The sequence below is a fragment of the Pseudomonas sp. 2848 genome (assembly GCF_003253945.1).
Lineage (GTDB): Bacteria > Pseudomonadota > Gammaproteobacteria > Pseudomonadales > Pseudomonadaceae > Aquipseudomonas.
In genome coordinates, this window is record NZ_QKZD01000002.1 from 482219 (window position 1) to 506578 (window position 24360).

Annotated in this window: 25 protein-coding genes; 13 read left to right on the top strand and 12 right to left on the bottom strand. The window is 62.1% G+C overall.

All coding sequences use genetic code 11. The features are described from left to right. Positions 1-254 precede the first annotated feature (254 nt). The 5 genes from hisB to hisF are packed head-to-tail and all read left to right on the top strand — an operon-like array spanning position 255 to position 3293. On the top strand, positions 255-848 hold the full coding sequence (gene hisB, locus DFS21_RS06220) for an imidazoleglycerol-phosphate dehydratase HisB (RefSeq protein WP_028688464.1): 594 nt from the start codon (positions 255-257) through the stop codon (positions 846-848). Then, positions 849-1487: an imidazole glycerol phosphate synthase subunit HisH gene (hisH, locus tag DFS21_RS06225; protein ID WP_046853802.1), complete on the top strand. Its 639-nt coding sequence runs from the start codon at positions 849-851 to the stop codon at positions 1485-1487. After that, positions 1488-1748, top strand: coding sequence for a DUF2164 domain-containing protein (locus DFS21_RS06230; RefSeq protein ID WP_023629859.1), 261 nt, complete (start codon positions 1488-1490; stop codon positions 1746-1748). A gap of 27 nt (positions 1749-1775) precedes the next feature. Next, complete coding sequence (hisA, locus tag DFS21_RS06235; RefSeq protein WP_046853804.1) at positions 1776-2513, top strand: 1-(5-phosphoribosyl)-5-[(5-phosphoribosylamino)methylideneamino]imidazole-4-carboxamide isomerase; 738 nt, start codon at positions 1776-1778, stop codon at positions 2511-2513. A 9-nt stretch (positions 2514-2522) separates the two neighbouring features. Continuing rightward, entirely contained in the window at positions 2523-3293 is a 771-nt protein-coding gene (hisF, locus tag DFS21_RS06240) for an imidazole glycerol phosphate synthase subunit HisF (RefSeq protein ID WP_023629858.1), read from the top strand. Positions 3294-3329: 36 nt separating this feature from the next. Here the strand turns inward: hisF and choV are convergent, their stop codons facing one another. The 3 genes from choV to DFS21_RS06255 form a co-directional block, all read right to left on the bottom strand. Continuing rightward, the gene (gene choV, locus DFS21_RS06245; protein ID WP_102681807.1) at positions 3330-4508 is read right to left on the bottom strand and encodes a choline ABC transporter ATP-binding protein; all 1179 of its coding nucleotides are present in this window, start codon (positions 4506-4508) and stop codon (positions 3330-3332) included. Then, positions 4505-5353 carry a choline ABC transporter permease subunit gene (gene choW / locus DFS21_RS06250; protein WP_172670914.1) on the bottom strand — a complete coding sequence of 283 codons (849 nt, stop codon included), beginning with the start codon at positions 5351-5353 and terminating at the stop codon, positions 4505-4507. Before choW ends, choV begins: the two co-directional genes overlap by 4 nt. An 81-nt stretch (positions 5354-5434) precedes the next feature. After that, positions 5435-6382: a choline ABC transporter substrate-binding protein gene (locus tag DFS21_RS06255; protein ID WP_111531993.1), complete on the bottom strand. Its 948-nt coding sequence runs from the start codon at positions 6380-6382 to the stop codon at positions 5435-5437. A 444-nt stretch (positions 6383-6826) separates the two neighbouring features. Between DFS21_RS06255 and DFS21_RS06260 the strand changes: the two genes are divergently transcribed. The 4 genes from DFS21_RS06260 to DFS21_RS06270 all read left to right on the top strand — a co-directional run bounded on the left by DFS21_RS06260 (position 6827) and on the right by DFS21_RS06270 (position 11707). Then, entirely contained in the window at positions 6827-8203 is a 1377-nt protein-coding gene (locus DFS21_RS06260; RefSeq protein WP_102681805.1) for an L-serine ammonia-lyase, read from the top strand. A gap of 389 nt (positions 8204-8592) precedes the next feature. Continuing rightward, complete coding sequence (locus DFS21_RS06265; protein WP_028688457.1) at positions 8593-9699, top strand: GlxA family transcriptional regulator; 1107 nt, start codon at positions 8593-8595, stop codon at positions 9697-9699. A gap of 234 nt (positions 9700-9933) precedes the next feature. After that, complete coding sequence (locus tag DFS21_RS26420) at positions 9934-10707, top strand: hypothetical protein (protein WP_146603132.1); 774 nt, start codon at positions 9934-9936, stop codon at positions 10705-10707. Between the two features lie 226 nt (positions 10708-10933). After that, positions 10934-11707 carry a hypothetical protein gene (locus DFS21_RS06270; protein ID WP_110697300.1) on the top strand — a complete coding sequence of 258 codons (774 nt, stop codon included), beginning with the start codon at positions 10934-10936 and terminating at the stop codon, positions 11705-11707. A gap of 149 nt (positions 11708-11856) precedes the next feature. Here DFS21_RS06270 and DFS21_RS06275 read toward each other — a convergent pair whose 3' ends face one another. Beyond that, the gene (locus tag DFS21_RS06275; protein WP_110697302.1) at positions 11857-12114 is read right to left on the bottom strand and encodes a hypothetical protein; all 258 of its coding nucleotides are present in this window, start codon (positions 12112-12114) and stop codon (positions 11857-11859) included. A gap of 325 nt (positions 12115-12439) precedes the next feature. Here DFS21_RS06275 and DFS21_RS06280 point away from each other — a divergent pair, with 325 nt between their 5' ends. Next, positions 12440-13768, top strand: coding sequence for a hypothetical protein (locus DFS21_RS06280; protein ID WP_110697304.1), 1329 nt, complete (start codon positions 12440-12442; stop codon positions 13766-13768). A gap of 279 nt (positions 13769-14047) precedes the next feature. Here the strand turns inward: DFS21_RS06280 and DFS21_RS06285 are convergent, their stop codons facing one another. The 4 genes from DFS21_RS06285 to choX all read right to left on the bottom strand — a co-directional run bounded on the left by DFS21_RS06285 (position 14048) and on the right by choX (position 17472). After that, positions 14048-14521: a thioesterase family protein gene (locus DFS21_RS06285; protein WP_110697306.1), complete on the bottom strand. Its 474-nt coding sequence runs from the start codon at positions 14519-14521 to the stop codon at positions 14048-14050. An 11-nt stretch (positions 14522-14532) separates the two neighbouring features. Beyond that, a complete protein-coding gene (locus DFS21_RS06290; protein ID WP_110697308.1) occupies positions 14533-15498 on the bottom strand; it encodes an L-carnitine dehydrogenase in 966 nt (321 codons plus the stop codon). 20 nt (positions 15499-15518) lie between these two features. After that, the gene (locus tag DFS21_RS06295) at positions 15519-16403 is read right to left on the bottom strand and encodes a 3-keto-5-aminohexanoate cleavage protein (RefSeq protein ID WP_110697310.1); all 885 of its coding nucleotides are present in this window, start codon (positions 16401-16403) and stop codon (positions 15519-15521) included. A 124-nt stretch (positions 16404-16527) separates the two neighbouring features. Next, entirely contained in the window at positions 16528-17472 is a 945-nt protein-coding gene (gene choX / locus DFS21_RS06300) for a choline ABC transporter substrate-binding protein (RefSeq protein ID WP_111531994.1), read from the bottom strand. Between the two features lie 146 nt (positions 17473-17618). On the opposite strand from choX, the gene DFS21_RS06305 reads away from it, so the two are divergent. Then, positions 17619-18566 carry a GlxA family transcriptional regulator gene (locus tag DFS21_RS06305; protein ID WP_110697314.1) on the top strand — a complete coding sequence of 316 codons (948 nt, stop codon included), beginning with the start codon at positions 17619-17621 and terminating at the stop codon, positions 18564-18566. Positions 18567-18645: 79 nt separating this feature from the next. On the opposite strand, the gene DFS21_RS06310 is transcribed toward DFS21_RS06305, so the two are convergent. Further along, positions 18646-19842, bottom strand: a complete 1197-nt coding sequence (locus DFS21_RS06310; protein WP_046853814.1) for a class I SAM-dependent rRNA methyltransferase — start codon at positions 19840-19842, stop codon at positions 18646-18648. A 231-nt stretch (positions 19843-20073) separates the two neighbouring features. Between DFS21_RS06310 and DFS21_RS06315 the strand changes: the two genes are divergently transcribed. Both DFS21_RS06315 and mutM read left to right on the top strand, forming a co-directional pair. After that, entirely contained in the window at positions 20074-20892 is an 819-nt protein-coding gene (locus tag DFS21_RS06315; RefSeq protein WP_172670915.1) for an HDOD domain-containing protein, read from the top strand. 3 nt (positions 20893-20895) lie between these two features. Next, the gene (gene mutM, locus DFS21_RS06320) at positions 20896-21708 is read left to right on the top strand and encodes a bifunctional DNA-formamidopyrimidine glycosylase/DNA-(apurinic or apyrimidinic site) lyase (protein ID WP_110697317.1); all 813 of its coding nucleotides are present in this window, start codon (positions 20896-20898) and stop codon (positions 21706-21708) included. Between the two features lie 90 nt (positions 21709-21798). On the opposite strand, the gene ggt is transcribed toward mutM, so the two are convergent. The 3 genes from ggt to coaD all read right to left on the bottom strand — a co-directional run bounded on the left by ggt (position 21799) and on the right by coaD (position 24321). Further along, positions 21799-23481: a gamma-glutamyltransferase gene (ggt, locus tag DFS21_RS06325; protein ID WP_178081998.1), complete on the bottom strand. Its 1683-nt coding sequence runs from the start codon at positions 23479-23481 to the stop codon at positions 21799-21801. After that, positions 23481-23732, bottom strand: coding sequence for a YfhL family 4Fe-4S dicluster ferredoxin (locus tag DFS21_RS06330; RefSeq protein WP_011531711.1), 252 nt, complete (start codon positions 23730-23732; stop codon positions 23481-23483). Before DFS21_RS06330 ends, ggt begins: the two co-directional genes overlap by 1 nt. A 109-nt stretch (positions 23733-23841) precedes the next feature. Continuing rightward, entirely contained in the window at positions 23842-24321 is a 480-nt protein-coding gene (gene coaD, locus DFS21_RS06335; RefSeq protein ID WP_023631729.1) for a pantetheine-phosphate adenylyltransferase, read from the bottom strand. Between the last annotated feature and the right edge of the window lie 39 nt (positions 24322-24360).

Sequence of the window (24360 nt, forward strand, 5' to 3'; positions counted from 1 at the left end):
TACTGGCCTCATCGCCGGCAAGCCGGCTCCCACAGGTATTGCACTGCCGCGATCTCTGTGGGAGCCGGCTTGCCGTGGCGACGAACCGCGGCGAAAGGGCTGCACAGCAGCCCCAGCTACACGCTTGTATAGACCTGTAAACCTGTTATCCCCCCGTAATTGCTTGCCCTGCCATATGTCATCCGCGTTTCAAGCGGGCGCGTTCTGGGCCTATAATGGAGCCCTTTTCGCCCAATGATTTTGCGGAGCTGGTGATGGTCGAACGTAAGGCTTCCGTCGAGCGCAATACCCTGGAAACCCAGGTCAAGTGCTCGATCAACCTCGATGGCAGCGGCAAGGCCCGATTCGAAATCGGTGTGCCTTTCCTTGAACACATGCTCGACCAGATCGCCCGGCATGGGCTGATCGACCTGGATATCGAGTGCAAGGGCGACCTGCATATCGACGACCACCATACCGTCGAGGACGTCGGCATCACCCTGGGAATGGCGTTCGCCCAGGCCATCGGCGACAAGAAAGGCATCTTCCGCTACGGCCATGCCTATGTGCCGCTGGACGAGGCCCTGTCGCGCGTGGTCATCGACTTCTCCGGTCGTCCGGGCCTGCAGATGCACGTGCCGTATACCCGCGCCACCGTGGGCGGCTTCGATGTCGACCTGTTCCAGGAGTTCTTCCAGGGCTTCGTCAACCATGCCCTGGTGACCCTGCATATCGACAACCTGCGTGGCCACAACACCCACCACCAGATCGAGACCGTGTTCAAGGCGTTCGGCCGCGCGCTGCGCATGGCCGTTACCCTCGACGAGCGCATGGCCGGGCAGATGCCTTCCACCAAAGGGTGCCTGTAAATGCAGACGGTAGCCGTGATCGACTATGGCATGGGCAACCTGCACTCGGTGGCCAAGGCCCTGGAGCATGTGGGCGCCGGCAAGGTGCTGGTGACCAGCGACGCCGCGGTGATTCGTGAAGCCGACCGCGTGGTGTTCCCAGGCGTCGGCGCTATCCGCGACTGCATGGCCGAGATCCGCCGCCTGGGCTTCGACAGCCTGGTGCGCGAAGTCAGCCAGGACCGCCCGTTCCTCGGCATCTGCGTAGGCATGCAGGCGCTGCTCGAGCGCAGCGAGGAAAACGACGGTGTCGACTGCATCGGCCTGTTCCCCGGCCAGGTGCGCTTCTTCGGTAAAGACCTGAAGGAAGACGGCGAGCACCTGAAGGTGCCGCACATGGGCTGGAACGAAGTCGGCCAGACCATCGACCACCCGCTGTGGCATGACATCCCCGATCGTGCGCGCTTCTACTTCGTGCACAGCTACTTCATCGAAGCCGGCAAGCCGGGCCAGGTGGTCGGTCGCGGCCACTACGGCGTCGATTTCGCCGCCGCGCTGGCCGAAGGCTCGCGTTTCGCCGTGCAGTTCCACCCGGAGAAGAGTCATACCCATGGCCTGCAGCTGCTGCAGAACTTCGTCGCCTGGGACGGGCGCTGGTAAATGAGCCGATCGAAGACCAAGGCCCCGATCATCACCCTGACCCCGGAGCAGGAGCGCGAGGCGCTCGACACGCTCAAGCGTTTTCTCGAAGACCGCTTCGAGCTGGAGCTGGGGTCATTCGAGGTGGCCGAGGTCCTCGAGCTGTTCAGCAAAGAGATTGCACCCCATTACTACAACAGGGCGATTGCCGATGTTCAGCTGCACCTCAAGGAGCGGTTCGAGAGCATCGAAAGCGACCTGTGGGCGCTCGAGAAGCCCTGAATTCCAACGATTAGACAGGTCCCTCACATGCTGATTATCCCCGCTATCGATCTCAAGGACGGTGCCTGCGTACGCCTGCGCCAAGGCCGCATGGAAGACTCCACGGTATTTTCCGACGACCCGGTGAGCATGGCCGCCAAATGGGTCGAAGGTGGCTGCCGCCGCCTGCACCTGGTCGACCTCAACGGCGCTTTCGAAGGCCAGCCGGTCAACGGTGAAGTGGTCACGGCTATCGCCAAGCGCTATCCGACCCTGCCGATCCAGATCGGCGGTGGCATCCGCTCGCTGGAGACCATCGAGCACTACGTCAAGGCCGGTGTCAGCTACGTGATCATCGGCACCAAGGCGGTCAAGCAGCCTGAGTTCGTCGCCGAAGCGTGCAAAGCGTTCCCTGGCAAGGTCATCGTCGGCCTGGACGCCAAGGACGGCTTCGTCGCCACCGACGGCTGGGCCGAAGTGAGCAGCGTGCAGGTCATCGACCTGGCCAAGCGTTTCGAGGCCGATGGCGTCTCGGCGATCGTCTACACCGACATCGCCAAGGACGGCATGATGCAGGGCTGCAACGTGCCCTTCACCAAGGCCCTGGCCGAAGCCACGCGCATTCCGGTGATCGCCTCGGGCGGCATTCACAACCTGGGCGACATCAAGGCCCTGCTGGACGCCAAGGCTCCGGGCATTATCGGCGCCATCACCGGCCGTGCCATCTACGAAGGCACCCTCGACGTCGCCGAGGCCCAGGCCTTCTGCGACAACTACCAAGGCTGAGGAGCGACCATGGCACTGGCCAAGCGCATCATCCCTTGCCTGGACGTGGACAACGGCCGGGTGGTCAAGGGCGTCAAGTTCGAGAACATCCGCGATGCCGGCGACCCGGTGGAGATCGCCCGGCGCTACGACGAACAGGGCGCCGACGAGATCACCTTCCTCGACATCACCGCCAGCGTCGATGGCCGTGACACCACCCTGCATACCGTCGAGCGCATGGCCAGCCAGGTGTTCATCCCGCTGACCGTGGGCGGTGGCGTGCGCACCGTGCAGGACATCCGCAACTTGCTCAACGCCGGTGCCGACAAGGTGTCGATCAACACCGCCGCGGTGTTCAACCCGGAGTTCGTGGGCGAGGCGGCGGACCGTTTCGGTTCGCAGTGCATCGTCGTTGCCATCGACGCCAAGAAAGTCTCCGGCCCGGGCGAAACCCCGCGCTGGGAGATCTTCACCCACGGTGGGCGCAAGCCTACCGGGCTGGATGCGGTGGAGTGGGCGAAGAAGATGGAAGGCCTGGGGGCTGGCGAGATCCTGCTGACCAGCATGGACCAGGATGGCATGAAGAATGGCTTCGACCTGGGCGTGACCCGCGCCATCAGCGATGCGCTGGGGATTCCGGTGATTGCTTCCGGTGGCGTGGGTAACCTGCAGCACCTGGCCGACGGCATCCTGGAAGGGCATGCCAGCGCGGTACTGGCGGCGAGCATCTTCCACTTCGGCGAGTACACGGTGCCGGAAGCCAAGGCCTACATGGCTTCGCGGGGGATCGTCGTACGCTGATCCACTGATTGGGGCCGCAAGGCGGCCCCAATTAAATCACCCGTGATTCTTGCCGAGCAACGCGTGATACAACTCGGTATCCCCGAGTATCCCCACCACCTTGTCGTTATCCTGCAGCACCAGCTTGTTGCCGGTCTGGTAACGAATCTGCAGCGCTTCGCGCATGCCGATATCAGCGTGTACCACGGTTGGCCTGCGCTCCAGCAAGCCGACGTCCTGCCCCGGCGCCCAGTTCTGCATGTCCAGGCCATTCTGGCCCTGGCGTGCGCGCTTGAGCGAACCGCCTTCGCCAAGGTCCAGCCATGAGTCGATGCCCGGGTCCAGGCACACCGAACCGTTGACTCGCCGGCAATTGTCCAGGCTGCGCATCAGGCTGCGGCCACACAGCACGTTGAGCGGGTTGGTGTGGGCGACGAAGGTGCGCACGTATTCGTCGGCCGGGTTGAGCACGATCTCTTCCGGCTTGCTGTACTGGATGATGCGCCCGTCCTTCATGATGGCGATGCGGCTGCCCAGTTTCAGCGCCTCGTCTAGGTCATGACTGACGAACACGATGGTCTTGCTGAGTTTGCTCTGCAGGGCCAGCAGTTCGTCCTGCAGGCCCTGGCGGATCAGCGGATCGAGGGCCGAGAACGGCTCGTCCATCAACAGGATATCGGCGTCCATCGCCAGCGCCCGGGCCAGCCCCACGCGCTGCTGCATGCCACCGGAGAGTTCGTCCGGTTTCTTGTTGCGCCACTGGGTCAGGCCCACCAGTTCGAGCTTTTCATCCACCAGCTTGCGCCGTTCCTTCTCCGGCCGGCCCTGCATCTCCAGGCCGAAGCTGATGTTCTCGCGCACCGTCAGCCAGGGCATCAGGGCAAACTTCTGGAACACCATGGCGATGCGCTTGGTGCGCATCATCTTCAGCTCTGCCGGGGTGCAGTGGGCAATATCGATGTGCTTGCCTTCGTGCTCGACGAACAGCTTGCCGCGGCTCACGGTGTTGAGGCCGTTGATGCAGCGCAGCAGGCTGGATTTGCCCGAGCCGGACAGGCCCATGAGCACGCATATCTCGCCCTTGTTGATGTCCAGGTTGGCCTTTTCGACGCCGACCACCAGGCCCGTCTGCTTGAGGATCTGCTCGCGGGTCTGGCCTTGGTCGAGCAGGGCCAGCGCTTCGCGCGGCTTGCTGGAGAAAATGACGTCGACGTCTTCGAAACGAATGATGCTCATGCCTCACCCCTTACCGGCAGCTCCGGTTGCTTGCAGATACGGTCGAGCATGATCGCCAGCAGCACGATGGCCAGGCCCGCTTCGAAGCCCAGGGAGATATCGGCGGTGTTCAGTGCGTTGACCACGGGTTTGCCCAGGCCGTCGGCGCCGACCAGGGCGGCAATCACCACCATCGACAGCGACAGCATGATGCATTGCGTCACCCCGGCAGCGATGCTCGGCATGGCGTGTGGCAGTTCGATACGGGTCAATAGTTGGCGACGCGAGCAACCGAAGGCCTTGCCGGCGTCCATCAGCTCCTGCGGCACGTCGCAGATGCCCAGATAAGTGAGGCGGATGGGCGCTGCGATGGCGAACACCACGGTGGAGATCAGCCCCGGCACCACGCCCAGGCCAAACAGGGTCAGGGTCGGGATCAGGTAGACGAAGGTGGGCACGGTCTGCATCAGGTCCAGCACCGGGCGCATGGCGGTGTAGAACATCGGCTTGTGCGCGGCGGCGATGCCCAGCGGCACGCCGATGACCACGCAGACCACCGTGGCGAAGGTAACCTGCGCCAGGGTTTCCATGGTTTCCTGCCAGTAGCCCAGGTTGAGGATCAGCAGGAACGAAAGGGCGACGAAGACGGTGAGCGCCCACTTGCGCTGTATCAGGTGCGCGAGGCCGGCGAACAGGGCGATGAGCACGAATGGGTTGAACCAGGTCAGGGCGCTGGTGACCCCATGGATCATGAATTCCAGGCCTGCGGCGATGGCGTCGAAGTAGCTGGCGCCATTCTGGGTCAACCATTCGACGAATGAGGCGATGTACTGCCCCAGGGGTATTTTCTGATCGATAAGCATGATAGCGAGCTTCCACCTGCAAAGATTGAAATCAGTCCGGGGTGGGCACGGTCCCACCCCGCGGTGTTGCCATGGCGTCTTGCGTTATTGCGTCAGTTTGGCCTTGGCCGCCTCAAGGCCGGGTTTGCCGTCCACGGTGGTCACGCCGGCGAGCCAGGCGTCGAGCTTGCCGGGGTTGTCCTTCAGCCATTTTTTCGCGGCCGCCTCGGGCTTCATCTTGTCGTCCAGGACATAGCCCATCATGGTGCTTTCATCCTTGAGCTCGAACGACAGGTTCTTCAACAGCTGGCCAACGTTGCTGCACTCCTGTGCATAGCCCTTGCGGGTGTTGGTCAGCACGGTGGCCTTGCCGAAGTCGGGACCGAAGTAGGCATCCCCACCGGTCAGGTACTGCATCTTGAAGCGGGTGTTCATCGGGTGCGGTTCCCAGCCGAGGAAGACGATCGCGTCTTCACGCTTCTGCGCCCGGTCGACCTGCGCCAGCATGCCCGCCTCACTGGACTGCACGATCTGGAAGCCGGCGTCCTTCAGGCCGAAGGCGTTGTCGTCGATCATCTTCTGGATGGTGCGGTTGCCATCGTTGCCCGGTTCGATGCCGTAGATCTTGCCCTTGAGCTCCTGCTTGAACTTGGGAATGTCGGCGAAGTCCTTCAGGCCCTTGTCATACAAGGCCTGGGGCACGGCCAGCGTGTACTTGGCGTTTTCCAGGTTGGCGCGCACGGTCTCGACGGTGCCGGCATCGCGGTACTGCTTGATGTCGTTCTCCATGGTCGGCATCCAGTTGCCGAGAAACACGTCCAGGTCCTTGCCGGTGGCCAGCGACTTGTAGGTCACCGGTACCGAGATCATGGTGGTGTGGGTCTTGTAGCCCAGGGCTTCGAGCACGACGCTGGTGGTCGCGGTGGTGACCGTGATGTCTGTCCAGCCGACATCGGAGAACCGTACCGTCTGGCACTGCTCGGGTTCGGCGGCCTGGGCCAACAGCGGAGCGGACAGCAACGCGACCAGCAACAGCGAGGGTGAACCTTTCATGGATGGACTCCTGTGATTTTATCTTCGGGTTCGCGTGGGCCGCCGGGCGTTCTCAGGGCTCCGGTCGACCAGGCCTGCAGAGGGCAGGATGCGAGGCCGTGCAATACGAGTCGCTTTCGATAATCCTCCAGCGTTCGGCAATCGCCTACTGGTGGCGTCGTATCCAGTACAGGACGGGTCGTATCCAGTACGGACGATGTCGCAACTGGATTTTTCCACCCCCATACCTCGGTTTTTGCGTCGTCCCGCCGCTGGAAAACGGCGCACGAAAGGCCCGTGCAGCGGCGGCGCTGCTGGACAAAAGTACGTCGGTTGCAGACGGCGAAGGGCTGGGCAAAAGCCCGATGATGCGAGCATTCAAGGCGGCTCGACTGTTTCAGCCTAGCAGTTGCTCCGCCCTGCGCCTGGCGCGCAGAGACAAGCCCAGCAAGAGGTGATTCGACAATGGCCATCAGCGTGTTCGACCTGTTCAAGATCGGTGTCGGGCCTTCCAGCTCGCACACCGTCGGCCCCATGCGCGCCGGTGCGCTGTTCGTCCAGGGGCTGCGTGAGCGCGGCGAGCTGGAGCAGGTGCGGCGTATCGAAGTGAGGCTGTATGGCTCGCTGTCGGCCACCGGCGTCGGCCACGGCACCGACAATGCCACGATCATGGGCCTGATGGGCGAATGGCCGGACGCCATCGATCCCAGCCAGATCACCCCACGCATCGCCGACCTGCGCGAAACCAACGTGCTCAAGCTCGACAGTCGCCTGCCCATCGAGTTCGTCTGGGCCCGCGACATGCTGCTGCTGGACGAGAACCTGCCGTACCACCCCAATGCCATGACGCTGATTGCCGAAGGTGAGGCGGGCGAGCTGCACCGCGACACTTTTTACTCGGTGGGTGGAGGCTTCGTGGTCGATGCCGCCCAGGCCGCCAGCGGCGTGCTGGACGCCGACCAGACCGTGCTGCCCTACGACTTCGACAGCGCCGCCGAACTGCTGCGCCTGTGCAAGCAAAACGACCTGCGCGTGTCGCAATTGATGCTGGAGAATGAAAAGGTCTGGCGCAGCGAAGCCGAGATCCGCGCCGGCCTGCTCAAGCTCTGGCAAGCCATGCAGGAGTGCGTGAACAACGGCCTCAAGCATGAAGGCATCCTGCCCGGCGGGCTCAATGTGCGCCGCCGCGCCGCCCGGCTGCACCGCAGCCTGCAGGAGCTGGGCAAGCCCAACGTGATCGGCTCGACCATGAGCGCCATGGAGTGGGTCAACCTGTTCGCCCTGGCGGTCAACGAAGAGAACGCCGCCGGCGGGCGCATGGTCACCGCGCCTACCAACGGCGCGGCGGGGATCATCCCGGCGGTGTTGCACTACTACATGCGTTTCTCCGACGCGGTGGACGAGTCCAATGTGGTGGACTTTTTCCTCGGCGCGGCGGCGGTGGGCATCCTGTGCAAGAAGAACGCCTCGATCTCCGGCGCCGAGGTTGGTTGCCAGGGCGAGGTCGGCTCGGCTTGCGCCATGGCCGCCGCAGGCTTGGCCGATGTCCTCGGCGCCACCCCGGCGCAGTTGGAAAACGCCGCCGAGATCGCCCTGGAACATAACCTCGGCCTGACCTGCGACCCGGTTGGTGGCCTGGTGCAGGTCCCGTGCATCGAGCGCAACGCAATCGCTGCGGTAAAGGCGATCAATGCCGTGCAGATGGCCCTGCGCGGTGATGGCGAACATTTCATCTCGTTGGACCAGGTGATCCGCACCATGCGCGACACCGGCGCCGACATGCACGACAAGTACAAGGAAACCTCCCGCGGAGGCCTGGCGGTCAGCGTCATCGAATGCTGATGCGCCGTTCTGGCCCGCGCGTGACCGATGCGCCACATTCTGGCGCATTGGTTGTCATCTACCGGCCGTCGCCTGTCGTTACCAGCAGGACCGTTGTCGGTGACACTTAAGTCTGTCGCATCTGGGCAAGCTTCCCACAAGTGCTACCGATTTGCTCAGGGGTGACGCGCAGAGGCGCTGGCTCGCCTGTTTGCGTTTGACGCAAGGCTGATTGCCCAGGCCGCTGGAAGGCGCATGCCGACGTCGCTTTTGGGTTTTATTGGATGGGCGTTCAAATTCAGGCATGCCATTTGCGTTGAGATTGGCAAAGCCCCTGCATACGAAATGGGGCCATTACAAGAACAGTGCTCGCCTGAGGCACACCCTGCATTGTGTGAGGAGAAATCGCGATGACGTCGTACACCTCCGGGACTCCAACCCAGAACCGCACAGCACCCCAGTCCATCGGCTTTCTCCTGCTGGACAACTTCACCCTCATTTCCCTGGCGTCGGCGGTCGAGCCGCTGCGCATGGCCAACCAACTGTCCGGGCGCGAGCTGTATCGCTGGCACACCCTGACCGTCGACGGTGGCCAGGTGTGGGCCAGCGACGGCCTGCAGATTACCCCCGACGCGGCCATGCACAGTGCCCCGCCGATAGACACCGTGATCGTCTGCGGTGGCGTCGGCATCCAGCGCACCGTCACCCGTGAGCACGTCACCTGGCTGCAAGCCCAGGCCCGGCAGTCGCGTCGCCTTGGCGCGGTGTGTACCGGCAGCTGGGCGCTGGCCTGCGCCGGCCTGCTCGACGGCTTCGATTGCAGCGTGCACTGGGAATGCCTGGCGGCGATGCAGGAGGCCTACCCGCGGGTGAACATGAGCACCCGCCTGTTCACCCTCGACCGCAACCGCTTCACCAGCTCCGGCGGCACCGCGCCGCTGGACATGATGCTGCACCTGATCAGCCGCGATCACGGCCGCGAGCTGTCGGCGGCGATCTCCGAGATGTTCGTCTACGAGCGCATCCGCAACGAGCAGGACCACCAGCGCGTGCCGCTCAAGCACATGCTCGGCACCAACCAGCCGAAGTTGCAGGAAATCGTCGCGCTGATGGAAGCCAACCTCGAGGAGCCGATCGACCTCGACGAGCTGGCGGTCTATGTGGCGGTGTCGCGGCGCCAGCTCGAGCGCCTGTTCCAGAAGTACCTGCACTGCTCGCCGTCGCGCTACTACCTCAAGCTGCGGCTGATCCGCGCCCGGCAGTTGCTCAAGCAGACGCCGATGTCGATCATCGAGGTGGCTTCGGTGTGCGGGTTCGTCTCCACGCCGCACTTCTCCAAGTGCTACCGCGAGTATTTCGGCATTCCACCGCGTGACGAGCGGGTGGGTTCGAACACAACTCAGCAAGTGGCGATGATGCCGATCCCGCAGGCCATGGCGCTGTCGCCCCATAGCGGGCCGATGGCGGCGCTGAGCCAGGCGCGCAATGAGTCGACCTTTGCCAGTGTGAGGCTCTGAACCCCACGTTTTCGATGCGGGATAGCTGCAACCAAGCGCTTTCAATAGCGTAGCTGATTACTCTTCAGCCTGGTCGCTCATTGCGACCAGGCTTTTTTTTGAGTTACACCTGATATTTCTACTAGTTGTTGATATTGATCTGTGGGCGAATAATGTCTGGGAGCGAGTGTCCGAGTAACTCTTCTAATCCGGTAATTTGAATTTTTGTATTGTGTTTGAGCGAGGTGAAGAAAGATGAAAGGAAGATGTTTTTACATTGCCTCAATTCTTGCAGTGGGTAACTTCATGATAGAAGCGACGGCTGCATCGGAGCCGTTAGCCGAAAAAAGAACGTACAGCACAATAGCGGTGACAGCATTTAGGGCTGACTACCTGCAAGGTGAAAGATGTACTGTTAATGCGCAGCCGGCTTATAAAATAGAGATGTGTGATGTCGCAAAAAATAAAGAGATTCGATCATTGATGCTTACACAGCTTCCCAATAGCACTATGACACTCTGTTTGACAACTGAATCAAATGAGAACGCACTGTGCATAACAGGTTCGCGCAATGGTCAGGAATTCAAGAGCAGGGAGATTATTGTGCTGCGTCCACAAAACTTAGTTGGTCTCTCGCCTTATAGGGTCTCGTCGTATAATCCGGCTTTGTATGACAAGGTCGCTTATGTGACTTACACGGCTTTAAGAGCCGTCACGGTAAGTATATATCCGCGGGTAGGTAGTTCGCCTATTTGTAAATTCGCGGTTGACGAAGGAGGCGAGGTTGATGTCAGGGCGATGTGCCCTGGGGCAGATTTTTCAAAGACGGATCTTCGCCTACAGATCTCCGAAAAACCTGTAAGTGGAAAGGTATGTTTTCAAGGGGCGACTAGTTCTGATAGCGCTTGCTACAGTACTGCTAGATCGGAATTTGAGGTGCCGGAGCTGGGCGGGCCCGCCCGTGGCGGGCAGGTGGAGCTTGAGACGAGAGGGGATGTCAGAGGTAAACTGCAGAAGGTGAAGTACTAAGCTCTGTACGAGAGCGATATTGCAAACACTGCATGGTACATGCCAGTGAGACCATGTCGGCGTAGCTTTTCGCGATTCTGTCGAAGCATTTCACGTTCAGGGGGCTGCCTTTCAGCCAGCCAAGCATGTGTTCGAGAATGCGCTGAGGCTCTTTGGACCGATCAATTAGTCTGGGTAAGTCAGACTGCGCTTTGCTTTGTCGAGCGCAGAGTGAAGAGAGGTGACTATGAAGTCCAATAAAATCATGGCGATGGTTGGGGCTATCTTGTGCATGGCGTCATCCGCTTTGTGGGGCGCACAGCCCGGTGTCGAAGGCGAGTATGACTTCATCATGCAATTTAGACTGTTTGACGGTGATCAGAAGGAGCTTTGCAAAGTCAAACACTGGGGGCTCGGTGAAGCGAAACCTTGCACATGGTCTGGCAAACCTGCTGAGTGGCTGGAGCTCTTTGCGGGCACTGATAATCGGGCCTATAGTTTCGGGCGCGTGTGTGGAAAAAAACCTACAGGAGAAAGCCTGTTTTGCGTGATGTTTGACCTGACTGATGGCGGTTATGGTGATAACGGTCTTCTCAAACTCATTCAACAGGACGAAAGATCTAGCATGGCTTTTTATCAGTATCAGCCTTCTCCCTACTCGGAAGTCGAATTGACCTATGAATCTGGGGCAATGTTCGTTGATTTCTATCCTTTCCAGAATATGCAAGGAGATAAACTGTGTACGATTGAAGTCGGGCGCGGCGCCTCCGTTTCAGCCTGTGGAGAAAGCGGTGAGCGTGCCCACTCTGCAAAAATAATCGGCCTTCCGAAAAATGCAAAGGCCTGTTTTCGAGCAGTGAAGGACGAGGCCAACCGGTGCTATGAGGGCGATCGACACAACTATGGCGTATATACACTTTCTATTCCGGACCTGAATAGCAAGGCCGTGCCTAGGGCAAAAGTAACGAGTAAAGGTGATGTATTAGCAACCAAGTTGTACAGTGTTGACCTGTTGCAATAACGCTTATTTGTCGGGAACCGGCCGATTGAGCATTGCGCGGCTTGCACAGGGTCTCGACCTCGCTGCCGCTGGCGGTCTTGGAACGCCACCGTGGTACTGTGATGTCGCGGTGGGGCGAGTCCATTCAATTACGATGGCCAGTCAAAGCTTCAGGCGCGCTTGTTGAACTGCGCCAACGCCGGCAGCAACTGCTTGTCGATAGCCTGACGCACTGCCGGGAGGATGGTCGCGCTGCCGGTGTACAACTGCTCGACCATGCCCTTCAGTGCCCGCACATTGGGCTCGGTCAGCCCGCGTATCACCACCTCGCAGGCCTGCTCGGCGCTGGCGCCGGCCGGAATGTCGAAACCCCGCGAGCGCAGTTGGCCCAGTAGGTCGTCCTGGTCGATCAAGTCCGCATGCATCATGACTAATGTCCTTCGCTGCTGTTGTTTGCCATCGATTCTGTGTCCGACGCACCAGCGTGGCAAGGGCGGATTGTCGCGATGGCCGCTTTGGCTAAGAACAGGTCGTTTACGGCTAAATCGCCGAGGAAGGAAGGCCGCACACTGAAGTCATTCACGGCACCGAGGGTTTGGTCACCCTCACTGCATGCACAGTGGATGTTGCTCGCTCTTGGCCCCGGATGCTCACGGCTTTCCGGGGTTGTTTTTTGGGCGACCTATAAATTCTGCTAGTTGTCGGCCGCCGTGCCTGCATCTCTAATGAGGTCATTCGAACAGGAGCAGCGGCATGGCCTCGCTATTAAGAATGATGTTAACAATGGCGTTAGCTATTTCCCTTCTTTCAGCTTGTTCCTTGACCCAGCAGACATCAGCGCCGACGGCGCGTGCGGCGCCAGCGCTTTTCGAGCTTGGGCCCACAATGGACCACCAAGGCTGGCTTGAAATGCAGCGTAAAATAAACCTTGGAGCTTATCTAAACGACTTGCTTGATGACCCTGCGAATCAGGAGATTCGTTTGGTGACCGTTTTCCCGGAAATTGTCGTGCATGGAACTCGAATGATTTCGGTACTACTGCCGGGTGAAAAGCAGGTGCACTATCAGCTTCGCTGGTTCGGTGATGACAAACCGGGCAAGTCCTATTGGTATGGCGACAGGCCGTCTGATCGTAAACAACGCTTCTCGTCATCTGCGGAGGTGGACGTCGATCCATCAAGCTGGGTGTCGCTGGTTCGCTATGGCGATAAAGTATTTGGAGAGATACGTGTAGACGGACAACTTTACCGGCTCGATTATGTGGGGGCAGGGCAGCAGGTATTGATAAGAGTGGACGCTTCGAAATCCGTGCAGGCCCAGACTTGTATTCGAGTAGAAGACCCTGATCCGAGCCCCTCCGCCCATCCTTTTGTACGGCAGCAGAGCGCGCGATCGACGGCAGTCAGTACTGTCCGGGTAATGATGATGAGTACTGTCGAAGCCCGTGCGGGTTTTTCCCGCAGGCCCGCAGACTATCCCAGCCTGTCAGATATCATGGAAGATCATCTGATTTTTGCAAATCGCCAGTTGCAGGGCAGTGGTGTTGAAGTAAAGTATGATTTTGCCGGGTATGTTGAAAGTATCGCCAGCGAAAAAGGCCGGACACCCAATGCGGTCTTGAACCTGATCCGTATGAGTGGCAGCGATGTGTACACTCAGATGCAGGCAGCTCGTGATAGCTTGCGCGCCGATCTGGTGCTCACCGCCATTGTCGACCCAACGGTGTTCGGCAGGTATTACTTCGCGAGTCGTAAAGAGACTGGATTCAGCACCTGGAACGTATTGGGTGATTACCTGGACATGGGGCATGTTCTGGGTCACAACATCGGCGGTGAGCATTACTGGGAACCAGGCGACCCAGATTTTTTTGACCCGCCCTATCAGCACGGCTATCTACTCCCTGGCGGCAATGCCAGAACCATAATGACGGATTATGAAGACTGCCGGGGCTGCACGAGGCTCAACTACTACTCGAGTCCGCTCAAACAGTGGCAGGGTATACCATTAGGCACGGCAGAGCGCCATGACGTGGTGCGTCGACTGAATGAGCGGCGGGCGGCTGTTGAAGATTTTTATCCTTGATGGCTTATTTCCAAGGCCCAATAGGCAGGGCGTAGTAAAATTTTCAGCGCTGCAGGAAAATGCTGTGATGAAATTACTTATGAGGATTGGGCGTGTCTGCATGACCATTATTTATTCGACAGGGCTGTATGCTGGCGAACCGGTAAAGCCGCGGGTGAGTCTGATTGCTTATAAGATATCAAAGTCGTTGGGGCTCTGTGCTCAGTCGACTATTTACAGTGACCTACATATGTGACATGGCCCTCGCCAGTAAGGGAGGGCCTTTCTGCGAGCGGGTGTTCAACGTGGGGCAAGTGAGATGGACCGGCCGATAAAGTCAGGGGGAAGGTCGGAATTCTGAGTTGCTACCAATTTTTCCAGTTTGTCCTTGCAGTCATCATCAAACGGCGCCGACTTCGGCCCCGCCAGATCCACATGCAGCAACATCTGCTCACTGGCCGCCAACGCCTCGTCAGACCCCTGCCGGTGCAGGCTGTGGTACAGGTGCAGGCGCTTCCTGTCGAAGCCGATGATCCGCGTCTGCACCCATACCTCGGTATCCAGTTTCACCTCATGCAGGTAGTTAATGTGTGCCTCCAGGGTGTACAGCGAATGTCCGCTCTGGCCCCGTGCATCAGCGTCCAGGCCGATACGCTCCATCAACGCATCGGTGGCATAGCTGAAGATCAGCAGGTAATAGGCATCGCGCAGGTGGCCGTTGTAGTCGACCCAGTCCGGCAGTACCGCAGTGCGATAAGTAATCAGTGCGGGCATCGTCGTTTCTCCTAGTCGCCGAAGGCCATGCCATGGCTGGCCTTGCTGTTCTTCACCGCCTCCAGAACAGCCAGCAGGGTGTCGTCACGATAACGCTCCAGCGCGGCGATGCTGCGTTCGCCCAATTGCTCCGAGGTGCCTTCAACCACGTCGTCAATCAGCTTGTCCGTCAGTTCCGGCGCTGGCAGGTAGGTCCAGGGTAGCTTCAATGCCGGGCCGAACTGGGCCATGAAATGGCGCATGCCGGCATCACCACCAGCCAGTGTGTAGGTGAGGAACGTACCCATGAACGACCAGCGCAGCCCAGCGCCAAAGCGAATCGCGTCGTCGATCTCGCCGGTGCTGGCGACACCGTCGTTGACCAGGTGCAGGGCTTCGCGCCATAGCGCTTCGAGCAGTCGATCAGCGATAAAACCGGGGACCTCCTTGCGCACATGCAGCGGGCGCATGCCCAGGCTGGTGTAGATGCTTTTCGCAGCTTCGACGGCTTCAGGGCTGGTCTTGCGACCGCCGACGATTTCCACCAGTGGCAGCAGGTAGACCGGGTTGAACGGGTGCCCCACCACGCAGCGTTCGGGGTGGGTCGCTGACTCGTAGAACTCGCTGGGCAGCAGCCCCGAGGTGCTGCTACCAATGATTGCATCCGGCTTGGCGGCGGCGCTGATCTTGCCATGCAGGTCGAGCTTGAGGTCCAGGCGTTCGGGGGCGCTCTCCTGAATGAAATCGGCGTCGCGCACGCATTCCTCGATAGTGGTCACGAACCTCAGGCGATCCTGCGATGCGCCGGGTGCCAAGCCTTGTTTTTGCAGCGCCGGCCAGGCGTTGGCGATGCGCTTGCGCAGCGCGGCCTCGGCACCGGGCGCTGGGTCCCAGGCGACCACGTCGAGGCCATGGGCCAGGGCACGGGCGACCCAGCCGCTGCCGATCACGCCGCTACCCAGTGCGGCGAAAGTCTTGATGTCGGTGATGAAAGGCATATCTGGCTCCTGCGGGGATATTAGCGACGCTTGAGGTTCATCTTTTCCCGGCCTTCGGCCGGGGTAAGCACACGGCCACCCATGCGGGTGATGATCTCGGCGGCCCGCTCGACCAGCTGGCCGTTGCTGGCCAGCACGCCACGGTCCAGGTACAGGTTGTCTTCCAGCCCGACCCGCACGTTGCCGCCAAGCAGGACCGCCTGGGCAGCCATCGGCATCTGCATGCGGCCGATGCCGAAACCGGCCCAGGTGACGTTGGCAGGCAGATTGTCGACCATGGCCTTCATGGTGGTGGTGTCGGCCGGGGCGCCCCACGGGATGCCCAGGCACAGCTGGAACAGCGGGTCTTGCAGCAGGCCTTCCTTGATCATCTGTTTGGCGAACCACAGGTGACCGGTGTCGAAGATCTCCAGCTCGGCCTTCACGCCCAGCTCGGTGATGCGCTTGGCGCCGGCACGCAGCTGCGCCGGAGTGGAGACATAGATGGCGTTGCCATCGCCGAAGTTGAGGGTGCCGCAGTCCAGGGTGCAGATCTCCGGCAGCAGCGCTTCGACATGGGCCAGGCGCTCCAGCGGGCCGATCAGGTCGGTGCCCGGGCCGAATTCCATGGGCAATTCGCCTGGGCCGATCTCCAGGTCGCCGCCCATGCCTGCGGTGAGGTTGACGATGATGTCCACGTCGGCCTCGCGAATGCGTTCCATCACCTCGCGGTAGAGGTTGACATCGCGGCTGAAGCGGCCGGTCTGCGGGTCGCGGACGTGGCAGTGGACCACCGTGGCGCCGGCCTTGGCGGCTTCGACGGCGGACTCGGCGATCTGTTTCGGCGTGACCGGGACCAGGTGGCTCTTGGCGACTGTGTCGCCGGCACCGGTAAGGGCGCAGGTGATGATGACGTCGTGGTTCATTGATCAGTTCCTTGGGGTGTCTTTGCTGGCCCTATCGGCGGCAAGCCGGCTCCCACAGGGTTGCCGATGAACCCTGGTCGTGTGGACGTCCTGTGGGAGCAGGCTTGCCTGCGATGAGGCCGTGTCAGTTGGCAGTGAACTTGAGGTTTTCCGCGGCTGGCTTGCCGTCGAAAGTGGTCACCCCGTCAAGCCAGCGGGCCTTGTCCTGGGGGTGGTCCTTGAGCCACTGGCGCGCGGATTCCAGCGCGTCCTTGTGATCGAGCAGCGGCTGCATCATCCGGCTCTCGTCCTCGGCGCTGAAGCTGAGGTTGGTCAGCAGGCGATGGGCGTTGGGGCAGCGCTGGGCATAGTCCGGCGCGGTCACCGTCCACACCGTGGCGCGGCCCTCGTCCGGGCCGAGGGCGTCCTGGCTGTCGCCCAGGTAGACCATGTCGATGTTCACGTTCATCGGGTGCGGCGCCCAGCCGAAGAACACCACCGCCTCCTTGCGCCGCACGGCGCGGTCGACGGCGGCGAGCATGCCGGCCTCGCTGGACTCGACCAACTGGAACTTGGCGAGGTCGAACTGGTTCTTGCTGATCATCGTCTTGATCTGGGTATTGGCGCCGGAACCGGGCTCGATGCCGTAGAGCTTGCCGCCCAGCTCCTTGTGGAACTTGTGGATGTCGGCAAACGTCTTCAGGCCCTTGTCGGCCAGGTATTTCGGCACAGCGAGGGTGGCGCGGGCATCTTCCAGGCTGGGCTTGTCGAGCACCTTCACCTGGCCGGCCTGGACGAACGGGGTGATGGTCTGGGTCATGATCGGGTTCCAGTACCCGAGGAACATGTCCAGGCGCTTGTCACGGATACCGGCGAAGATGATCTGCTGCGAGGCACTGGTCTGCTTGGTCTGGTAGCCCAGGCCGTCGAGCAGCACCTGGGCCATGGCGCTGGTGGCGATCACATCGGTCCAGTTGACCACGCCCAGGCGCACATCCTTGCAGGCGGCGGGTTCGGCGGCGAAAAGCGGCGTGGCTACGGTAGTGCTGAGCGCGAGGGACAACAGGCTGCGGCGGATAAAGCGATGCATGGTGGCTCTCCATCGGCAGTGCGTATTGTTATCGGATCCGGCCTCTGCGGGCCGTGAGAACACGCTACGCTGGCAGCAGGGTGGAAAATCGCACCCTGGCGACCAACACTTGCACGGAGGCGACCACCTTTGCCGCGGAGCACGCGATGCCGCAAACCATAGACTTCCTGTTGCTGCCAGGCTTCTCCGCCATGGGCTTCATCAGCGCCATCGAGCCGCTGCGCGTGGCTAACCGTTTTCGTGGCCCGCTGTACCGTTGGCGTGTGCTGAGCCTGGACGGTGGTGCGGTGCAGGCCAGCAATGGCATGTCGGTGAATGCCGACGGTGCGCTGGGGGAGGGTGAACACGGGCGCCTGTTGCTGCTGGTGGCGGGTTTCGAGCCGTTGGCGTGCTATGGGTTGAAGCTGCAGCACGTGCTGCGTCGTCTCGATCATGAGGGCGTGGTGCTGGGCGGGATCGACACCGGCGCGATGCTACTGGCCGAGGCCGGCCTGCTCGATGGCCACCGCGCCACCCTGCATTGGGAGGCACTGGAGGCGTTCAAGGAGCGTTACCCACGGCTGCAGGCAACCCAGGAGCTGTTCGAGATCGACCGCCGACGCATCACCTGCGCCGGCGGTACGGCCTCCATCGACCTGATGCTCGACCTGATCGCCCAGGCCCACGGCAGCGAACTGGCGGTGCAGGTGTCCGAGCAGTTCGTGCTCGGGCGCATCCGCCCGCGCCAGGACCACCAGCGCATGCAAATCGCAACGCGCTATGGGTTGCGCAACAAGAAGCTGGTGAAGGTGATCGGCGAGATGGAGCGCAATACCGAGCTGCCACTCAATACCCAGGTGCTGGCCGATGGCGTGCAGGTGACCCGGCGGCAGCTGGAGCGGCTGTTTCGCCTGCACCTGGACGACACGCCCAGTGGCTTCTATCTGCGCCTGAGGTTGGACAAGGCCAGGCAGCTGCTGCGCCAGACCGACATGAGTGTGCTGGAGGTGGGTGTCGCATGTGGGTTCGAATCGGCGTCGTACTTCACCCGCTGTTATCGGGCACGGTTCGAGCGCTGTCCCAGGGAGGATCGACGGCTGGCGGTGCCGTCATGACGCCTGGACCGGGTCGAGCCTCGGCAAGCCGGCTTCCACAGGTGCCGCGTAGCGCGAAACCTGAGGAAGCCGGTGAAGCTTAGCTGTTGGGCAGCAAGCGGCAGGTGATGCTCTTGATGTAGCGGGTCTCGGCGATGGCCGGGTGCACCGGGTGGTCCGGGCCCTGGCCGCCGCGCTCGAGCAGTTGCAGGTTGCGGTCCAGGTGGCGGGCGCTGGTCAGCAGGATGTTGTGCAGGTCGTCCTCGGGCAGGTGCATCGAGCACGAGGCGCTGACCAGGATGCCGTCCTTGGTGAGCATGCGCATGGCCTGTTCGTTGAGGCGGCGGTAGGCAGCCTCGCCGTTCTTCAGGTCTTTCTTGCGTTTGATGAAGGCGGGTGGGTCGGCGATGATCACGTCGAAGCGCTCTTCGGCGGCTTTCAGCTCGCGCAGTGCTTCGAACACATCGCCTTCGATGCAGGTCAGCTTCTCGCCGATGCCGTTGAGCGCGGCATTGCGCTCGACGCCATCCAGGGCGAAGCCCGAGGCGTCCACGCAGAACACCTCGCTGGCGCCGAACGCGCCGGCCTGCACGCCCCAGCCACCGATGTAGCTGAACAGGTCGAGCACGCGCTTGCCCTTGACGTAGGGGGCCAGGCGGGCGCGGTTCATGCGGTGGTCGTAGAACCAGCCGGTCTTCTGGCCTTCGCGCACCGGGGCTTCGAACTTGACGCCGTTCTCTTCAAGCGCGACCCAGTCCGGCACTTCGCCGTAGACGGTCTCGACATAACGCTCCAGGCCTTCGGCGTCGCGGGCGGCGGAATCGTTCTTGAACAGGATGCCGCTAGGCTTGAGCACCTGCACTAGCGCGGCGATCACCTCGTCCTTGTGTGCTTCCATGGTGGCCGACGCCAACTGGACCACGAGGATGTCGAAGAAGCGGTCGACCACCAGGCCTGGGAGCAGGTCGGAGTCGCCATACACCAGGCGGTAGCACGGCTTGTCGAACAGGCGCTCGCGCAGCGACAGGGCCACGTTCAGGCGGTGTACCAGCAGCGACTTGTCCAGCGGCAGCTTGGCATCGCGCGACAGCAGGCGGGCGCAGATCAGGTTGTTCGGGCTCATGGCCACAACCCCCAGCGGCTTGCCGTTGGCAGCTTCGAGAATGGCCTGCTGGCCGGCCTTCAGGCCTTGCAGCGGGGTCGCGGCAACATCGACTTCATTGCTGTAGACCCACAGGTGGCCGGCGCGCAGGCGGCGGTCGGCATTGGCTTTGAGGCGAAGGCTGGGCAGGGACATGACGTCGCTCCGGGAAAAAAGAGCGGGAGTATACCGTGTTGGCCCCAGGTTCGCTGGTGGGTGCGACCAAGTGGTCCATGCCCACGGCTAAAGAAATTCTTGGATCCAACGATTCACTGGTAGTCACCCTGCCGGCGTACAGGGTTAGAATCCCCCGTCCCCAGCGAGAATGCACGAATGTCCCAGGAACTCACCGCCGAACAGATCCAGCAAGCCCTGCAGGGCATCACCATCCCGCCACAGCCGCAGATCATGGTCGACCTGCAGTTCGAGCAGTACATGCCCGACCCGGATCTGGAGACCATCGCCAAGCTGATCGCGCAGGACCCAGGCCTGTCCGGCGCCCTGCTCAAGCTGGTCAACTCGGCGCAGTTCGGCCTGGCGAACAAGATCGGCTCGATCCAGCGCGCGGTAAACCTGCTGGGCAGCCGTTCGATCATCAACCTGATCAACGCGCAATCGATCAGGGGCGAGATGAGCGACGAGACCATCGTCACCCTCAACCCATTCTGGGATACCGCCCAGGACGTGGCCATGACCTGCCTGACCCTGGCCAAGCGCACCGGTATCCAGGCGGTGGACGAGGCCTACACCCTGGGCCTGTTCCACGATTGCGGCGTGCCGCTGATGCACAAGCGCTTCCCCAACTACATGGAAGTGCTGGAGGAATCCTACGCCAAGGCCAATGACGAGGTCCGCGTGGTGGACACCGAGAACCGCGTGTTCAACACCAACCATTCGGTAGTCGGCTACTTCACTGCCAAGTCCTGGCGTCTGCCCGAGCACATCAGCGCGGCCATCGCCAACCACCACAACGCCCTGGCGGTGTTCCGCGACGAATCCTCGCGCAACACCCAGACCCAGCTGAAGAACCTGCTGGCGGTACTGAAGATGTCCGAGCACATCTGCGCTTCGTACCGTGTGCTGGGCAACCAGAGCGTCGATCACGAGTGGAACATGGTGGGGCCGCTGGTGCTGGACTACATCGGCCTGACCGAATACGACTTCGAGCAGCTCAAGCAGAACATCCGCGAAATGGGCGGGCACTGAACCATGCCGGAGCTGCCAGAGGTCGAGACCACGCGGCGCGGCATCGCGCCTCATTTGCAAGGCCAGCGGGTCAGCCGCGTGGTGGTGCGTGACCGGCGCCTGCGCTGGCCGATCCCGGAAGACCTGGACGTGCGCCTGTCGGGGCAGCGCATCGTCAGTGTCGAGCGCCGTGCCAAGTACCTGCTGATCAACGCCGAGGTCGGTACCCTGATCAGCCACCTGGGCATGTCGGGCAACCTGCGCCTGGTCGAGGTGGGCTTGCCGGCGGCCAGGCACGAGCATGTGGACATCGAGCTCGAGTCGGGGCTGATGCTGCGCTACACCGACCCGCGCCGCTTCGGGGCGATGCTGTGGAGCCTCGATCCACTCAACCATGAGCTGCTGATTCGCCTGGGACCTGAGCCGCTGACCGACCTGTTCGACGGTGAGCGCCTGTTCCAGCTGTCCCGGGGGCGCTCGATGGCGGTCAAGCCGTTCATCATGGACAACGCGGTGGTGGTCGGCGTGGGCAACATCTACGCCACCGAGGCCTTGTTCGCCGCCGGGATCGACCCGCGCCGCGAAGCAGGCGGGATTTCACGGGCGCGCTATCTGAAGCTGGCGATCGAGATCAAGCGAGTATTGGCGGCGGCCATCGAACAGGGCGGGACCACCTTGCGTGACTTCATCGGTGGCGATGGCCAGCCGGGCTACTTCCAGCAGGAGTTGTTCGTGTATGGGCGTCGTGGGCAGCCGTGCAAACTGTGCGGCACCGAACTGCGCGAAGTGAAGCTGGGCCAGCGGGCGAGTGTGTTCTGTCCGAAATGCCAGCGTTGATGCCGCAGGCCTGATCGCGGGGCAAGCCCGCTCCCACCAAAGCGAGCCAAGCCAGTCGCAGTCGCGGGCTTGCCCCGCGATAGGGTCAGATCAGTCGACTACCGCTGCCTGCCCTACACCCCTGGGATCACTGGCTGCCTCCACAGTCCCGCCCGCCTTGTCCCAATAAAGCACCTGCTGATTGCCGTACTGACGCCCGACATCCTTCAACCGATACCCACGCCCTTCAAGCTCGGCCTTCTGCCGCGCACTGAACGTCCCCGGCTCATGCTCCACCACATCCGGCAGGTACTGATGGTGATAACGCGGTGTCGCTGGCCACTCGGCCACCGGCCGGCCCTCCAGGAACCCCAGCACCGACAGTAGCACCATGCTGGGTATGCGGCTGCCGCCCGGCGTGCCGAAAGTGGCAAGCTGGCTGGGGCTTTCGATGAAGGTCGGGCTCATGCTCGACAGGGGACGCTTGCCCGCCGCCACCGCATTGGCCTGGCTGCCGGCCAGGCCATAGCTGTTGCTGCCGGCTGGGTCGGCGGCGAAATCGTCCATCTCGTTGTTCAGCACCACACCGGTCCCAGGCACGCTGAACGCCGCGCCAAACGGCAGGTTTACCGACAGCGTGGCGGACACGGCGTTGCCGTCACCATCGATCACCGCGAAATGAGTGGTGTGGTCGCCTTCTCGCCAGGCCGGTGAGGGCGGCAGCGCGGTGCTGGGGGTGGCCTGGTGCACATCGATACTGTCGGCCAGCCCAGTCAGGTACTGGCGCGCCAGTAGCCGGTTGATCGGGTTGCTCACATAGTCCGGGTCGCCGAGCAGGCCGCGGTCGCGGTAGGCGCGGCGCAGCACTTCGATCACATAGTGGCTGCGTTGCACGGGCTCGGCGCTCTGCCAGGGCAGGCGCTGCAGCATGGCCAGGCTTTGTGCCAGGGCCACGCCGCCGGCCGAAGGCGGCGGGCTGCTGATCAGTTCACGCTGGTCGGCCAGTGGATAACGCAGCGGTTCACGCCACGCCGTACGGTAGCCAGCGAGGTCGTCTAGGGTCCAGATACCGCCGGCCTGGCGCACGCCTTCGACCAGGCGGCGGGCCATCGGGCCACGGTAGAAACCGTCGCGGCCCTGCTCGGCCATGGCTTGCAGGGTGGCGGCCAGTTCGGGTTGGCGGATCAGCGTGCCCAGGGCCGGCACGTCGTGGTCACTGAGGAACAGCCGTGCGCTTTCGGCATCATCGCGCAGGGCGCTCAGGCGCATGGTGGCGCGATCGCGATAGATACGGTCGACGGCGAAGCCCTGGTTGGCCAGGCGGATGGCCGGGGCCAGGCTGTCCTTGAGCGATAGCTTGCCATGTGTGCTGGCGAGGTCAGCCAGGGCCTGGGGCAGGCCGGGGATCGCGGCGGCCAGCGGCCCGTTGATCGACAGGCCGGGCTGCACCTTGCCGTCCTTGAGGTACATGTCCGCCCTGGCCGCGGCCGGGGCGCGTTCGCGCGCATCGAGGAAGGTATATCGGGGCGTGACGCCGCTCTCGCGCAGGAGGAAGAAACCACCGCCACCCAGGCCCGAGCCATAGGGCTCGACCACGGCCAGCGTGGCGCTGACGGCCACGGCGGCGTCGAAGGCGTTGCCGCCTTGTTGCAGGATTTGTCGCGCCGCCGAGGTCGCTTCGCTGTGCGGGCTGGCGATGGCTGCACGCCCCGGGCCTTGCGCCTGGGCAGCGCAGGCCAGCAGGGCCAGGCAGGCGCCGAGGGCTGCGCGCTGTAACGCCGCGACGAACGGCATCAGGCCTTGCCGGTGATCCGGCGGTACTTGGCCATCAGCTCGTCTTCGGTTTCCGGGTGGGCTTCATCCAGGGGGATGCAGTCTACCGGGCAAACCTGCTGGCACTGTGGCTCGTCGTAGTGGCCCACGCACTGGGTGCACAGGTTTGGGTCGATCACGTAGATCTCTTCGCCTTGCGAGATGGCGGCGTTCGGGCACTCGGGTTCGCAGACGTCGCAGTTGATGCAATCGTCGGTGATGATCAGGGACATGGGGACTCCGGCCTGGGCATCGGGCCCGGGCATGTTTCAAAGCGATGGGCGCAATTGTGCCGGATTCGCGCCCGCAGTGCACGCGGGCGCGACGTCGTGACCGCGAGGGTTACTTGCGGAAGCGCTCGGTCAGCGCATCGGCCACGGCCGGGTGCACGAACTTGCTGATATCACCGCCCAACGCGGCAATTTCCCGAACCAGCGTCGAGGAAATGAACGAATAGCGCTCCGACGGCGTGAGGAACAGGCTCTCGACGTCCGGCGCGAGCTGGCGGTTCATGTTGGCCAGCTGGAACTCGTATTCGAAGTCGGAAACGGCACGCAGGCCGCGCAGGAATACGTTGGCGCCTTTTTCCTTGGCGAAATGCGCCAGCAAGGAGGAGAAGCCGATGACTTCGACATTGGGCAGGTGCTTGGTGACCTCGCGGGCCAGTTCGACCCGCTGTTCCAGGGGGAACAGGGGGTTTTTCTTCGGGCTGGCCGCCACGGCGATGATCACATGGTCGAACAGGCGCGAGGCGCGCTCGACCAGGTCTCCATGGCCTTTGGTAATGGGGTCGAAAGTACCCGGGTACAACACTCGGTTCATCGCGTCATCCTGGCTGGAGTGCGTTGGGGAGTCGGATGG